Annotated in this window: 13 protein-coding genes; 10 read left to right on the forward strand and 3 right to left on the reverse strand. The window is 70.6% G+C overall.

Features of this window, described 5'->3' with window-relative positions:
* Nucleotides 1-50: 50 nt before the first annotated feature.
* Nucleotides 51-839: a TIGR00282 family metallophosphoesterase gene (locus BXU09_RS10215; protein WP_055363142.1), complete on the reverse strand. Its 789-nt coding sequence runs from the start codon at nt 837-839 to the stop codon at nt 51-53.
* A 104-nt stretch (nt 840-943) separates the two neighbouring features.
* Here BXU09_RS10215 and BXU09_RS10220 point away from each other — a divergent pair, with 104 nt between their 5' ends.
* The 8 genes from BXU09_RS10220 (at nt 944) to BXU09_RS10250 (ending at nt 9,771) form a co-directional block, all read left to right on the forward strand.
* Nucleotides 944-1,435, forward strand: coding sequence for a universal stress protein (locus BXU09_RS10220; protein ID WP_078302232.1), 492 nt, complete (start codon nt 944-946; stop codon nt 1,433-1,435).
* 77 nt (nt 1,436-1,512) lie between these two features.
* Nucleotides 1,513-3,534 (forward strand): DUF3656 domain-containing protein, encoded by a 2,022-nt coding sequence (locus BXU09_RS10225; RefSeq protein ID WP_240501163.1) that lies wholly within the window; start codon nt 1,513-1,515, stop codon nt 3,532-3,534.
* Nucleotides 3,535-3,590: 56 nt separating this feature from the next.
* Nucleotides 3,591-4,130 (forward strand): U32 family peptidase, encoded by a 540-nt coding sequence (locus BXU09_RS21450; RefSeq protein WP_346417587.1) that lies wholly within the window; start codon nt 3,591-3,593, stop codon nt 4,128-4,130.
* Between the two features lie 361 nt (nt 4,131-4,491).
* The gene (locus BXU09_RS10230) at nt 4,492-5,013 is read left to right on the forward strand and encodes a DUF402 domain-containing protein (protein ID WP_078302234.1); all 522 of its coding nucleotides are present in this window, start codon (nt 4,492-4,494) and stop codon (nt 5,011-5,013) included.
* Between the two features lie 88 nt (nt 5,014-5,101).
* Nucleotides 5,102-5,830, forward strand: coding sequence for a nucleotidyltransferase domain-containing protein (locus tag BXU09_RS21455; RefSeq protein WP_240501167.1), 729 nt, complete (start codon nt 5,102-5,104; stop codon nt 5,828-5,830).
* Between the two features lie 106 nt (nt 5,831-5,936).
* A complete protein-coding gene (locus BXU09_RS10240; protein WP_078302236.1) occupies nt 5,937-7,223 on the forward strand; it encodes a sugar phosphate nucleotidyltransferase in 1,287 nt (428 codons plus the stop codon).
* Between the two features lie 50 nt (nt 7,224-7,273).
* Entirely contained in the window at nt 7,274-8,074 is an 801-nt protein-coding gene (locus tag BXU09_RS10245) for an ABC transporter ATP-binding protein (protein WP_078302237.1), read from the forward strand.
* Entirely contained in the window at nt 8,071-9,771 is a 1,701-nt protein-coding gene (locus BXU09_RS10250; protein ID WP_240501168.1) for a hypothetical protein, read from the forward strand. The genes BXU09_RS10245 and BXU09_RS10250 overlap by 4 nt, the downstream gene beginning before the upstream one ends.
* 3 nt (nt 9,772-9,774) lie before the next feature.
* Here BXU09_RS10250 and BXU09_RS10255 read toward each other — a convergent pair whose 3' ends face one another.
* On the reverse strand, nt 9,775-10,071 hold the full coding sequence (locus BXU09_RS10255; protein WP_078302239.1) for a YciI-like protein: 297 nt from the start codon (nt 10,069-10,071) through the stop codon (nt 9,775-9,777).
* A 202-nt stretch (nt 10,072-10,273) separates the two neighbouring features.
* On the opposite strand from BXU09_RS10255, the gene BXU09_RS10260 reads away from it, so the two are divergent.
* Nucleotides 10,274-11,959 carry a GMC family oxidoreductase N-terminal domain-containing protein gene (locus BXU09_RS10260; protein ID WP_078302241.1) on the forward strand — a complete coding sequence of 562 codons (1,686 nt, stop codon included), beginning with the start codon at nt 10,274-10,276 and terminating at the stop codon, nt 11,957-11,959.
* 85 nt (nt 11,960-12,044) lie between these two features.
* Here BXU09_RS10260 and BXU09_RS10265 read toward each other — a convergent pair whose 3' ends face one another.
* On the reverse strand, nt 12,045-13,262 hold the full coding sequence (locus BXU09_RS10265) for a saccharopine dehydrogenase family protein (protein ID WP_078304938.1): 1,218 nt from the start codon (nt 13,260-13,262) through the stop codon (nt 12,045-12,047).
* Nucleotides 13,263-13,317: 55 nt separating this feature from the next.
* Here BXU09_RS10265 and BXU09_RS10270 point away from each other — a divergent pair, with 55 nt between their 5' ends.
* A complete protein-coding gene (locus BXU09_RS10270) occupies nt 13,318-13,788 on the forward strand; it encodes a DUF389 domain-containing protein (RefSeq protein WP_240501170.1) in 471 nt (156 codons plus the stop codon).
* Nucleotides 13,789-13,938 lie beyond the last annotated feature (150 nt).

A 13,938-nucleotide genomic window follows, 5' to 3' on the forward strand; every position in this document is an offset into this window, starting at 1 on the left:
TTACCTCGGTAGAGAGTGGGCGCGCGGCAGAAGTTCCAGCGTGGCCGCCTTCACGCCTCTTCCACGTAACGGTACCGTTCCACCCCCACCGCCCGTCCCGCCTCTATCTGGACAAAGACGCCATTCAGCTCCGCCGGACCGTCCGCCGCGCCGTACCGGTGCGGGCGCTCGGTCACGAAGCGCTCGATCGGCCCGTGCGGGTCACTCCCGATGATCGACTCGAACGGCCCCGTGAACCCCGCGTCCGCCTGGAAGGCCGTGCCGCCCGGCAGAATCCGCGTGTCCGCCGTGGGCACGTGCGTGTGCGTGCCGATCACGGCCGCCACCCGCCCGTCCAGGTACCGCGCGAGCCCCTGCTTCTCGCTGGTCGCCTCGGCATGGAAATCCACGAACACGCTGCCCAGATCATCGCGTTCCAGCAGCGTATCCATCGCCCGGAACGGGTTGTCCACCGCCTCCATGAACACCCGCCCCAGCAGGTTCACGACCGTCAGGCGCTCCGTGCCCTGCGCGGTCTTCACGTCGAAGGACCGCCAGCCCACGCCCGGCGTACCCGGATCGCTGTAATTCAGGGGCCGCACGATCGGGTACTTCCCCTCGTCCTGCATCAGCACGTAGATGTCCTTGTGATGCCACGCGTGATTCCCCAGCGTCAGGCAGTGCGCCCCGGCCCTGAGCGCGCCGTCCGCCGCCTCGCGGTGCATCCCGAAGCCACCCGCCGCGTTCTCCATGTTCACCACGATGAAATCCGCCCGTGAACGAAGCGACGGCAGATGCGACCCCAGCACCCGCCGCCCCGGCGAAGCGAACACATCCCCCACAAACAGCAACCTGATCATGACGCGCAGGCTAGCGCGCTTTGCCGGTAGGCCGGGCGTGCCAGCCCGGCCCGTAACGCCCCGGTAATGCGGGGGGCGCACGCTGCGGGCAGGAGGCGGTAATCATGACGAGAATCCTGGTCACGACGGACGGCAGCGAACTGGGTCACGCGGCGCTGGGGCACGCGCAGGCACTGGCGGGAGCGGCGCACGCGGCGGTGACGGTGCTGTGCGTGCAGGCGGACCCGGCGGTGCTGGTGAGTGAGTTCTCGTATGTGCCGCCGGTGGATCCCGAGGTGTTCGCGGCGCAGGCCAGCGCGCTGCGGACCGAGTTGCAGACGCTCGTGCCGGAAGCCCGCGTGCGGGTGGAACCGGCGGCCGGACGCACGCTGGTGCGCGCCATTCTGGATGTGGCGCGCGAGGAGAACGCCGCGCTGATCGTCATGAGCACCCACGGGCGGGGCGGGCTGGGCCGGGCGCTGCTGGGCAGCGTGGCCGAGGCGGTCGCGCACCACGCGCCGGTGCCCGTGATGCTGGTCCGCGCCGGGCAGGTGCCGGCGGTGTGGGCAGCCACGGAGCCGGACCGCCCGGCGGCGCGGCACACGCCCACCGCGTAAGCGGCGGCGGGCCGGGGGCGCGCGGGTCGGTGTCAGCTCACCGTTGCCCGCGCGGCCGTTCGGTACACTGGCGCGTTATGCCGCGTGTCCCCGTTAAACCCGAAGTGATGAGCCCCGTGGGCGGTGAGGCCCAGTTGCGCGCCGCCGTCGAGGCCGGCGCGGACGCCGTGTTCTTTGGCGTGAACCCGGCCCGTGATCAGGCAGGCCGCGCCGGCCGGGCCGACGGGGCGGGCTTTCACGCGCGCGCCAAGGTAGGTTTCGAGCTCGAAGCCCTGCCGGAGATCATGTCCGGGCTGCACGCGCGGGGTGTGCAGGGGTTCGTGACGTTCAACGTGCTGGTGTTCGACCGGGAACTGCGGCAGGCCGAGGCGCAACTGATCGCGCTGGCCGAGGCGGGCGTGGACGCGCTGATCGTGCAGGATCACGGCGTGGCGCGGCTGGCGCAGCAGATCTGCCCGGACCTGCCCATTCACGGCAGCACGCAGATGAGCATCACGTCCGCCGAGGGCGCGGAACTCGCGCGGCGCTTCGGGGCGAGCCGCGTGGTGCTGGGCCGCGAACTGAGCCTGCGGGATATCGAACGCATCGCGGGGCAGACGGACATCGAACTGGAGACCTTCGTGCACGGCGCGCTGTGCGTCAGTTACTCCGGGCAGTGCTTTTCCAGTGAGGCGTGGGGGGGCCGCAGCGCGAACCGTGGGCAGTGCGCGCAGGCCTGCCGCCTGCCGTACGACCTGTTCGTGGACGGCCTGCAACGCGACCTGGGTGACGCCCGTTACCTGCTGTCGCCCGGTGACCTGTACGCGCTGCATCAGGTGCCGGACCTCGTGCGGATCGGCGTGGACTGCCTGAAGATCGAGGGCCGCTACAAGGACGCCGAGTTCGTCGCCCTGACGACCGCCGCGTACCGCAAGGCCGTGGATGAAGCCTGGGCGGGACGGCCGCTGAGCGTCACCCGGCAGGAGGAGCAGGACCTGGAGCAGGTGTACTCGCGTGGGCTGGCGCCGCACTTCATGGCCGGCACGAACCACCAGACGGTCGTGCGGGGCCGCGCGCCCAGGCACCGGGGCGTGCGCGTGGGCACCGTGCGCGGCGTGACCGAGCGCGGGGTGCTGGTCGAACTGAGCGAACCCCTGAAACCCGGCGACGGACTGGTGTTCGACCCGGCCAACTGGCGCGCCCCCGAGGGCCGCGAGGAGGGCGGGTTCCTGTACGGCCTGTGGCAGGAAGGCCAGCAGCTGGACGACGCGGCGCTGGCCCGCGTGCGGCCGGGCGGCGTGTACGAACTGCGCTTCGGGCGCGGCGCCGTCGATGGCCGACGCGTGCGCGAGGGCGACCCGGTCTGGCGCACCCAGGACCCCACGCTGGCCGCGCGCGTCAGACCGCTGGTCGAGGCGGCGGACCCGGTGTACACCCGCCCGGTCACGGCGCACTTCATGGGGCACGTGGGCTTCCCGCCCGCCCTGACCCTGACCGACGAGCACGGCCACAGCGTCACCGCGACCCTGCCGGACGCGCTGGGCGAGGCCCGCAACCGCGCGCTGGACGAGGCGGGCCTGCGCGAGCAGCTGGGCAAGCTGGGCGGCACGCCGTACCACCTGGAAAGCCTGACCACCGACCTGCGCGGCGCGGGGTTCCTGCCGGTCAGCACCCTGAACGCCCTGCGCCGCGACGCGGCCGCGCAACTGACCGACCTGCGCGCCCAGGCGCCCGAGCGCCGCACCGCGCCTCGCCTGGACAGCACCCTGGCCGCCCTGCCCCGCACCGAGCGTGCGCCGGCCCCGGCGATCCCGCAACTGCACGTGCTGGTCCGCACGCCCGAACAGCTGGACGCCGCGCTGGAGGGGCGGCCGGACTCGGTCACGCTGGATTACCTGGAACTGTACGGCCTGAAACCCAGCGTGGAACGCGTGCGGGCCGCCGGTATTCCCGTGCGGGTCGCCAGCCCCCGCATCCTGAAACCCACCGAGCAGAACCTCCAGAAGTTCCTGCAATCCCTGAATGCGGGCATTCTGGTCCGCAGCGGCGGCCTGCTCGAAGGCCTGCAGGAGCAGCGCGGGCCGGAGTCGGGGGGCAGGAGTCGGGCGGGGCGGAACTGACCGGCGATTTCAGCCTGAACGCCGCGAACGTCCTGACCACCCGCGCCCTGCTGGACCTGGGATTGACCCGCCTGACGCCCACCCACGACCTGAACGCGCAGCAGATCACGGAACTCGCCGGACTGGTCGGCGGGCAGCATCTGGAAGTCATCGCGTACGGGCACCTGCCGGTCTTCCATACCGAGCACTGCGTGTTCTGCCGCTTCCTGAGCAGCGGCACCGACTACACCAACTGCGGGCACCCCTGCGAGACGCACCGGGTCGCGCTGCGCGACGAGCGGGGCCACACCCACCCGGTCATGGCGGACGTGGGTTGCCGCAACACCGTGTTCGAGGGCCGCCCGCAGGTGGCCGCCCCGCACCTGGGCGCGTGGCTGCGCGCCGGTATCCGCGACCTGCGCCTTGAATTCGTGCACGAGACGCCGCAGCAGGTGACGGGCGTCATCGAGGCGCACCGCGCGTTCCTGGCCGGTGACCTGTCGGCGGCCGACCTGCAGGCCACCCTGGACACACTGTCCGCCGGGTCCGGCGTGACCGAGGGCAGCCTGTTCGTCCCGCACGACTTCGGCACGCTGGACGCCCTGCCGGTCCTGTAATACGGACTCCGATTGAATGGGCTGCAAAGCCCATTCAATCCGAGCGAAGCGAGTGGGAGCAAAACGGGTTCCGGACGTGGAGCTGGCAATCCGGTGAAGTCCCGGATTGTCGGCGAAACAAACGGAATCCGGATAAGGCGCGGTCCTGGAGGCCGCGCGCGGCCCGGACGGTAGGGGTCACCTCACCCTCATTGCGGCGTCCGTATGACGTGAATCTGACCCTGCCCAACACTTCAGGAACGATGAACATGGGCCGGTCAGGCGCTGAGCGCGGCGCAGCGCTGTCTCAGCTCCCGTCCGGGCTGACCGGCCTCTCATAAGGGGTCTCATCCGGCGGCGCAGCGGTTCTGTACGCTGGGTCATGACCCGACAGGCGCATCCGGTGAAGGTGGAGACACACGACGTGGCTGCACGTTGCCATTACACCAACACGGGCGCGCGCCCTGTCCACACCTACCGCGAGACGCCGTTCGGTCTGTTCGTGGCCCGCGAATTCCACGAGCACCCCCGCATCCGGCACTGGCAGGCGCACCTGATTCCGGCCCTGAATCTGGTGGTGTGCCGCTACGACTTTCACGGGCGGCGCGAGCACGACTACTACCTGGACGTGGCCGACATCAGCCGCCACGGCGACGTGTGGCAGGTGCGCGACCTGTACCTGGACCTGATCGTGCACGACGGCCTGATGGCCGAGATTGCCGACACCGACGAACTGCTCGCCGCGCGCGAGGCCGGGTACCTGACCGAAACCGAGATGCACCGCGCCGTCGCCATCGCGCACACGGCGCTGTCCGGGCTGGGCCGCGCCCGCTACGTGCTGCCCGACTGGATGGCCCGCCGGAACATGCAGCTGCACTGGTGCGACGCGGCCGCCCTGGCCTGACCCGGCCCGCCGCCCGAGCGGAACACCGAGCGGAACACTGCACACATTTGCACGCTGCGCGGAGGTCGGGGCGGGTATCGTTCAGACCATGCCCACTGACCGACCCACGCTGTCCGAAGCCCAGGCGCGCCTGGCCGCCACCGTGCCCGCCGCGCTGAGGCGTATCCGGGAGACGCCCGGCCTGCTGGGCGTGCTGTGGTGCGGCAGCGCCGCGCGCGGCGAGGCGAACGCGCACAGCGACCTGGATTTTCATGTGCTGGTGAGAGGTGACGAACGCTGGCGGGCCAATTACGTGGTGGAGGGCGTGCCGGTCGAGGTGTTTCACAACCCGGCGCGCAAGGTCCGGGCGATGTTCGCCGCCGGGCAGGGGGACACCATCACCATGTTCGCCGAGGGGCGCGTCCTGCTGCCCCACCCGGAACTGGACGCCCTGGTGGCCGAGGCCCGCGCCCTGCACGCCGCCGGTCCCGCGCCGCGCCCCCTGACGGGGCAGGAACGCTTCCGGCTGATCGAGGAGGTCATGGACGCCCGCGCCCTGGCCGCCGCGGGCGACCCGCTGCACGTGCTGGTGGCCTGCCGCGCGGCGGAACTGGCCCTGGAAGGCCTGTTCGGTCTGCGCGGCTGGTGGCGGGTCAAGCCCCAGCGCTGGCTGCCCACGTTGCAGGAGCGCGACCCGGACGCCGCCCACGACCTGCGCGCGCTACTGACCACCCCGGACGCCGGGGCGCGGCAGGCGGCGCTGGAGGCCCTGGCCGTGCGCGTGACCGGCGACCTGACGTACCAGGAGGGCGGCAGCGACCCGGTGCCCGTGCCGTGAGGGGATGGCCGTGATCGCGGGGCCCTGACGGTGGGGGCGAACTCTGAACGTCCTTCAGGGTCGCCTCAGCCGGGGCGGGGGGCGGGCCGGGCAGACTGCCGCTCAGATGACACGAGCCTCCGCCCGCTTCTCGTCCCGCAGTCTCAGCAGTGGCCCGGCCGGACGCGGCACCCGCGTGGACGGCCGCAAGGTGCTCGTCCTGATCCTGGCCGGCGGCAAGGGGCAGCGGCTGGGCGTGCTGACCCAGGAACGCGCCAAGCCCGCCCTGACCTTCGGCGGCACGTACCGCCTGATCGACTTCGCCCTGAGCAACTGCATGCACAGCGGTCTGTCAGACGTGTGGGTGGTGGAGGAATACCAGCTGCACTCCCTGAACGACCACCTGACGAACGGGCGGCCCTGGGATCTGGACCGCACGTATGGCGGCCTGGAGGTGCTGCCACCCAGCCCGGACACCCTGACCGGTACCCTGGAGGGCGCCGGGAACGCCGACGCCTTGCACGCGCACGCGCACCTGATCCGCGCGTTCGGGGCCGAGGTGGTCGTGGTGCTGTCGGCCGATCACGTGTACACCCTGGATTACGCCGGGGTCATCCGCGAGCACCTGCGGACCGGCGCGGAGGTCACGATGGTCACCACGGACCTCCCGGCGGGCGAGGACGCCTCGCGCTTCGGGAACGTGACCCTCACACGCGGCGGGCGTGTGAAGCGCTTCGAGTACAAGCCCGAACGCCCGCGCGGCGAGCAGATCACCACCGAGGTCTTCGTGTACGACGCGGCCGCCCTGCTGCGCACCCTGGATAACCTGCGCGCCGACACGCCCGCGGGGAAGGGCCTGGGGGACTTCGGGCGCGCGCTGATCCCGGAGTTCGTAAAGGCCAGGACCGCGCGCGCCCACCCGCTCGGCGGGTACTGGCTGGATGTGGGCCTGCCCGGAGCGTACTTCCGGGCGCATCAGGACCTGCTCGCGGGCCGCTCGGTGCCGCTGGACGCGCCGGACTGGCCGGTCCTGAGCAGCAGCATTCCACGCATGCCTGCCCGCCTGGAGGCCGGGGCGCGCGTGGAGGACAGCCTGATCTCGTACGGGTGCCGCGTGGCGGGCCGCGTGACCCGCTCGGTCCTGTCGCCCGGCGTGATCGTCGAGGCGGGCGCGGTCGTCGAGGACGCCGTGATCCTGCGCGACACCGTCATCCGCACCGGAGCTCACGTGCGCCGCGCCATCGTGGACGAGGAGGCCGTGATTGCGGCCCGCGTGGACGGCCGGAAAGGCGTGGCCGTGATCGGCGCGCGCGCCCACATCAGCGCCCCCGTGCGGGACGACACGCAGGTCGAACCGGGCCGCCGCTGGCGCCGGGGCTCCCGCCCGCGCGACCCGGACGCCTCACCGGACTGAGCGGCGGCCCGTGACCGTTCCGTCAGACGCGCGGGCGTACGCTGCCGGGCATGATCGAGGTCAGTGGGTACACCAAACGCTACGGGCGGCACGAGGCCGTCAGCGACCTGAGTTTCAACGTGCAGCCCGGCGCGGTGTTCGGCCTGCTGGGCAGCAACGGGGCGGGGAAGACCACCACCATCCGCGCGCTCGTCGGCCTGACCCGCCCCACGAGCGGCACCGTGCGCGTGCAGGGGTTCGACGTCTGGAAGGACCCCCTGAAGGCCAAGGCGGCGTTCGGGTACATCCCGGACCGCCCGTACCTGTACGGCAAACTGACGGCGCGGGAACTGCTGCGCTTCGTGGCCCAGCTGTACAGAGTTGCTGGGGCCGACGCCGAGATCGACCGCTGGCTGGAATTCTTCCGCCTGAGCGACTTCGGGAACGAATTGATCGAGACGTACTCGCACGGGATGCGGCAGAAGGTCGCGATCATCGCCGCGCTGCTGCCCGACCCGCCCGTGCTGATCGTGGACGAACCCATGGTGGGCCTCGACCCGCACGCCGCGCGGCAGGTGCGTGAACTGTTCCGCGCGCACGCCGACCGGGGCCGCACGGTGCTGCTCACCACCCACTCGCTGCCGCTGGCCGAGGCGGTGTGCGACCGGCTGGTCGTGCTGGACCGCGGGAAGGTGCTGGGCCAGGGCACCATGGACGACCTGCGCGCCCGCACCGGCACCGAGGCCGGAGGTGTGCACGGCGACAGTCTGGAACGTATCTTCTTCCGCCTGATCGAGGAGGAGCAGGCCGCAGCGCAGGCCGGGGCGCAGGCCCACGACGGGAGCCAGACCGGAGCGGCGGAGCGCGCGTGACCACCGCTCCCACTCCCGCCCCGGCTTCCGCGCACCCACCGGCGCGGCCCAGTCTGCTGCGCGTGAAACTGCTGTCCCTGCGGCACACCCTGCAACGCGGCCCGAAATGGGGGTACGCGCTGGTCGGCACGCTCGCCGTGCTGCTGGTCGTGGCCGAGGTGATCGGCACCTGGCGGGCCCTGACCTTCCTGGGCGGCTTCGGGGACATCGGCACGAACGTGTTCGCGCGCGTCCTGGAAATCGGCCTGATCACCCTCGCCAGCGGCGTCACCTTCAGCGCCACCACCGCCGCCATCAGTACCCTGTACCTCAGCGACGACCTGAACTTCCTGCTCACGCAGCCCGTCCCCACCTGGCGGGTGTTCGCCATGAAGGTCAGCGAGACCTTCCTGAACGCCGCGCTCGTCCCGGTGTTCCTGACGCTGCCGCTGCTGCTGACGATCGCCGCGTACTTTCAGGCACCCGTCTGGGCGTACCCGGTCATGCTGCTCGCCGATCTGCTGGTGTTCGCCGCGCCGGTCGGACTGGGCGCGTTGCTGGCCGTCGCCCTGATGCGCTTCGCGCCGGTCGGCCGGGTCCGCGAGGTCAGCACCGCGCTGGGCGTGCTGATCAGCGCCGGACTGGTGTACGCCATCCGCGCCCTGCGCCCCGAGGTGCTCGTCCAGAAGATGCAGGACCCCACCCGCTTCGAGGCCCTGCTGCGCGACTTCGCCGGGCCGTCCAGCCCGCTGCTGCCGCCCTCCTGGGCCGCGCAGGGCATCTGGCAGGCCGCGCACGGCCACCTCGCCGCGCCCCTGCTGCCCCTGCTGCTGCTGACCGCCACGCTGCTGCTGTCCGCCACCCTGCTCGCCACGAAGGCCTACCAGGAAGGCTGGGCACGCGCCCTGGACTCCAGCACCCCCCGCCTGGACCCCACCCCCCGCCGCGCCGGACGCACCGAACGCCTGCTGGCCCGCCTCGGCCCCGGCGGCGCACTGGCCGCCAAGGACCTGCGCGTCACGCTGCGCGACCCCACCCAGTGGAGCCAGCTGCTCGTCGTCGTCGCGCTGGCCGGCGTGTACCTCGTCAGCGTCAAGGCGGTGCCCATCCCGGTGCCGCAGTTCCGGGGGATCCTCGGGTACATCCAGCTGGCCTTCCAGGGGTTCATCATCGCCGGCATCGCCGTCCGCCTTGCCTTCCCCGCCGTGTCCACCGAGGCGAAGGCGTACTGGCTGCTGCGCACCGCGCCCATCGACCCACGCCAGATCGTCCTCAGCAAGTTCCTGGGCGTGCTGCCCGTCACGCTGACCGTCGGCCTCGTCATGGGCGTCGCCAGCGCCCTGAGCATGAGCCTCGGCCCCACCCTGCTGCTCCTCAGCGTACTCGTCAGCGTCAGCAACGCGCTGGTCATCACCGCGCTCGGCGTCGGGCTGGGCGCCGCCGCCCCCAAATTCGACGCGGACAACCCCGCCGAGATCGGCGTCAGCCCCGGCGGCCTCGCCTTCATGGGCCTCAGCCTCGCCTACTCCGTGCTGTGCCTGCTGCTGCTCGCCCGCCCCGCCGCCGGGAGCGTCCTGCGGCCCGACCTGTACCCCGGCTACAGCGCCCTGACCACCCCGGAAGGCATCCTGGGTCTGATCGGCCTGCTGCTCGCCACCGTCCTCGGCACGTCCCTCAGCCTCCGCACCGGCTGGCAACGCCTCGACCGACTGGAGTGACCGTCAGGGCCGGTGTGCGGCGCCCGCCCCGACCACCGTGTGCCAGCGGCGCACCTCCCAGGTGCCCACCAGTCCGCCCAGCACGTACGGGTCCGTGCGGGCGAACAGCTCGGCAGCGTCCGGCGCGTTGCCCTGAAACAGGAGTGCGGCGCCGTCCACCGGGTCGGCCAGCGCGCCCCCCAGCAGCAGCTCGCCCCGGTCGGCGGCCGCCTGCGCGTGCGCGAGGTGCGCCCCCCGCAGCGACTCACGCCGCGCGACGTAATCGGGAACAAGATCGCGGTACAGCAGCAGAAAGTGCATGCGGGCAGTGTACCGGGGGAAGTCTGTGCCGGGGGAAGTCTGGGGTGTGCGCCCTGTCCAGGTGGACCCTGCCTGTCCGCCAGCCTGATACCAACCTCCGGCGTCCTATACTGGCCTGCACACACAAACAGGCGACCCAGGCCCGGCCCACCCGGGAGGCCCGGCTGCGCTCGCTGCTCGCTTTGCATCAGGGAGGTCAGTCATGTCAACCCACGATCAGCAGGTCAGTGTCAGTCAGGAGCAGTCCGCGCATGCCGCCGGGGAAGAGCAGTTCGAGTACGTGGTGATCGGCGCGGGTTCCGGCGGGTGCGCCGTCGCGGCCCGGTTGCAGGAAGGCGGCGCGCAGGTCCTGCTGCTGGAGGCCGGAGTGCCGGACGAGACGCCCGAGATTCACATTCCGGCGGCCTTCCCGAAACTGTTCAAGTCGCCCCTCGACTGGAACTACGAGACCGAGGCCCAGGAGCACCTGAACGGCCGCCGCCTGTACTGGCCGCGCGGCAAGATGCTGGGCGGCAGCAGTTCCATCAACGCGATGATCTACATTCGCGGTCACCGCGCCGATTTCGACGCCTGGGCCGCCGCTGGCAACCGGGGCTGGGGGTACGACGACGTGCTGCCGTACTTCCGGCGGGGCGAGGATTTCGAGGGCGGCCAGAGCGAGTATCACGGCGCGGGCGGCCCGTTGCACGTCGAGAACCGCCGTTACACGCATGAGATCTGCGACGCGATCACCGCCGGTTTCGAGGAACTGGGGCACCCTGCCAACGACGATTTCAACGGCCCGCAGATGGAAGGCGTGGGCCGCTACCACGTCACGCAGAAGGGCGGGGCGCGGCACTCGGCGGCCGTGGCGTACCTGCGTCCCGCGCTGGCCCGCAGCGGCCCCGGCACGCTGGAAGCCCGGACGGGCGCGCACGTGACCCGCATCCTGCTGGACGGCCGGCAGGCGACGGGCGTGGAGTACCTGGACAGCGCGGGCGCGCGGCAGGTCACGGCCAGCCGGGGCGTGATTCTCGCGGCGGGCGCGATCACCAGCCCGCACCTGCTGATGCTGTCCGGCATCGGAGAGCGGGCGCAACTGGAAGCGGCCGGCATCCCGGTCCTGCAAGACCTGCCCGGCGTCGGCAAGAACCTGCAGGATCACCTGTTCGTGCCCGTCGTGTACGCCACCGAGACGCCCGGCCTGAAAGACGCCACCAGCGACGCCCAGATGAGCCTGTACATGAGCGAGCAGCGCGGCATGCTGTGCAGCAACATCGGCGAGACGGGCGGCTTCATGAAAACGGACCCGTCACTGCCCGCCCCGGACCTGCAATTCCATAACGGCGCGGCCCTGTTCGTGGATCACGGTTTCCGGGAACTGGACGGCCACCACTACACGCTGCTGCCATCCCTGGTCGCGCCCCGCAGCCGGGGGGAGATCCGCGTGACCAGCGCCGACCCGCAGGCCCGCCCGAGCATCGAACCCAACTACCTCTCGGACCCGCACGACCTGGACGTCCTGGTGCGCGGCGTGGAACTGGCCCGGCAGGTGGGCGACACGGCCGCCCTGGCCCCCTACCGACTGGACGAGGTCATGCCCGGCGGGAATGTCACGCAGCGCGCCGACCTGGAGGAGTACATCCGGCAGGAAGCCATGACCATCTACCACCCGGTCGGCACCTGCCGCATGGGCCACGACGACCTGGCGGTCGTGGACGACCAGTTACGCGTCCACGGGATCAGCCGCCTGTGGGTCGCTGACGCCAGCGTCATGCCCACCATCACGCGCGGCAACACGAACGCCCCCACCCTCATGATCGCCGAGAAGGCCGCCGACTTCATCCTGGCGCAACAACCGCTGCCGGTCGGTGGCTCTCAGGTTGCCGCGCACGTCGCCACCGACTGAACCGACCCGGAACGCTGCATCAGACCAGTGACAACAAGAGTGCGCCGCCCGGTGATGGGGCGGCGCACGTTCCTGACGGTTAGGGTCAGTCCTTGACGAGCTCGATGTCGGTCAGTTCGCTGATGGGCAGGCCCCACTGGTTCATGGCGTCGAAGAAGGGATCGGGGTCGAGCTGCTCGACGTTCCACACGCCGGGCTGCATCCAGTTGCCGTTCAGCATCAGCATGGCGCCGATCATGGCGGGCACGCCGGTGGTGTAGCTGACGCCCTGCGCCTGCACTTCGCGGTAGCAGTCGGCGTGATCCTTGACGTTGTACACGAAGTGAACCTTGGGCTGGCCGTCCTTGCCGATGCCCTTGGCCTGCACGCCGATGCAGGTCTGCCCGCTGTACCCGGCGGCCAGGGATTCGGGGGCGGGCAGCACGGCTTTCAGGAACTCGATCGGGGCGACTTTCATGCCGCGGAAGTCGATGGGTTCGATGCTGGTCATGCCGATGCCTTCGAGGACGTTCAGGTGCTTGATGTACGCCTCGCCGAAGGTCATCCAGAAGCGGGCGCGTTTGATGGTCGGGAAGTGCTTGACGAGGGATTCGAGTTCCTCGTGGTACAGCACGAAGCTCTTGCGGGTGGCGACCTTGGGGTAGTAGATGTCCTGGCTGATTTCCAGGGGCTGCGTCTCGATCCACTCGCCGTTCTCGTAGTAGCGGCCGTTGGCGGTGATCTCGCGGATGTTGATTTCCGGGTTGAAGTTGGTGGCGAACGCCTTGCCGTGGTTGCCGTTGTTGCAGTCCACGATGTCCAGGTAGTGGATTTCCTGGAAGTGGTGCTTGGCGTGCCAGGCGGTGAACGCCTGGGTGGCGCCGGGGTCGAAGCCGCAGCCGAGCAGCGCCATCAGGCCCTTTTCCTTGAAGCGGTCCTGGTACGCCCACTGCCAGGAGTATTCGAACTTGGCGACGTCCTTGGGTTCGTAGTTGGCGGTGTCCAGGTAGTGCACGCCGGTTTCCAGGCAGGCGTCCATGATGGTCAGGTCCTGGTAGGGCAGGGCGACGTTGATGACCATCTTGGGTCCGAAGTCGTTGATCAGCTTGACGAGTTCCGGCACGTTGTCGGCGTCGACGGTGGCGGTGGTGAACACGGCCCGGCTGTCAGGCATGTGCTCCTTGATTTCGGCGACGATCTTGTCGGCCTTGGCGACGGTGCGCGTGGCGATCAGCACTTCCGTGAAGACGCTGTCGTTCTGGGCGCATTTCTTGGCGACGACGTTGGCGACGCCGCCCGCTCCGATAATGATGACCTTGCTCATGGCGCGCATCTTACCGTGCCGGGTGCGGCCCGCTGGTCAGGGTAGGGTGTGAGGCGTGAGCAAGCATCCCGGCCAGAGCAGTCAGAAAGCCCAGTCCCGTCAGAAAGACCAGTCCCGTCCGAAAGTTCAGTCCGGTCAGAAGGCCCGGCCCGGTGGGAGCGTTCCGTCCGGGCCGGGGGCGGGCGGGGTGCGCGAGGTCACGCCGGAGATGCGGGCGCGCACGGCCCGCACGTTCGGGTTGGTGGTGCTGGGCTTCGTGGCGGGAATCGCGCTGATGGTGGCGGTCCTGTCGGCGCAGGGGCGGGCGCTGCGGGAGTACGCGGTGCGGGTGCAGTCGGCGGTGCTGGCGACCGGGCCGTCCGTGAACGTGTCGTACGGGCAGCCGTGCGTGGACGCGCTGCCGGGGGCGCTACCGTCCGGGGTGCTGTCGTGTGACGTGCAGGTGGAGGGCGGTCAGGTGTCGGTGCTGATGCAGCTGGAGCGCGAGCGGCAGTTCCGGTTGCCGGCGCGGGGGGCGCAGGAGTAAGCGGCGAGGGCCGTCACCGGGCAGGTACTGCTGGCGGATGAGTGGCCTCTTGACCTGGGGCTTACTCTTCCCTCACGCTATTGAGAAGCCTTCCTATTAAGGTAGGGGGGTTCCGTTCCCGTCACTCCGCCCCGTTCGGCCCTAACCAGG

Source organism: Deinococcus sp. LM3 (assembly GCF_002017875.1).
In the GTDB taxonomy this organism is placed as follows: domain Bacteria; phylum Deinococcota; class Deinococci; order Deinococcales; family Deinococcaceae; genus Deinococcus.

Excerpts from the sequence above, each read along its gene's own strand:
- BXU09_RS10255 (WP_078302239.1), bottom strand. The coding sequence starts at position 10,071 with ATGCACTTTCTGCTGCTGTACCGCGATCTTGTTCCCGATTACGTCGCG.
- BXU09_RS10240 (WP_078302236.1), top strand. The coding sequence starts at position 5,937 with ATGACACGAGCCTCCGCCCGCTTCTCGTCCCGCAGTCTCAGCAGTGGC.
- BXU09_RS10245 (WP_078302237.1), top strand. The coding sequence starts at position 7,274 with ATGATCGAGGTCAGTGGGTACACCAAACGCTACGGGCGGCACGAGGCC.
- BXU09_RS10215 (WP_055363142.1), bottom strand. The coding sequence starts at position 839 with ATGATCAGGTTGCTGTTTGTGGGGGATGTGTTCGCTTCGCCGGGGCGG.
- BXU09_RS10265 (WP_078304938.1), bottom strand. The coding sequence starts at position 13,262 with ATGAGCAAGGTCATCATTATCGGAGCGGGCGGCGTCGCCAACGTCGTC.
- BXU09_RS10225 (WP_240501163.1), top strand. The coding sequence starts at position 1,513 with ATGCCGCGTGTCCCCGTTAAACCCGAAGTGATGAGCCCCGTGGGCGGT.
- BXU09_RS21455 (WP_240501167.1), top strand. The coding sequence starts at position 5,102 with ATGCCCACTGACCGACCCACGCTGTCCGAAGCCCAGGCGCGCCTGGCC.
- BXU09_RS10260 (WP_078302241.1), top strand. The coding sequence starts at position 10,274 with ATGTCAACCCACGATCAGCAGGTCAGTGTCAGTCAGGAGCAGTCCGCG.
- BXU09_RS10220 (WP_078302232.1), top strand. The coding sequence starts at position 944 with ATGACGAGAATCCTGGTCACGACGGACGGCAGCGAACTGGGTCACGCG.
- BXU09_RS10230 (WP_078302234.1), top strand. The coding sequence starts at position 4,492 with ATGACCCGACAGGCGCATCCGGTGAAGGTGGAGACACACGACGTGGCT.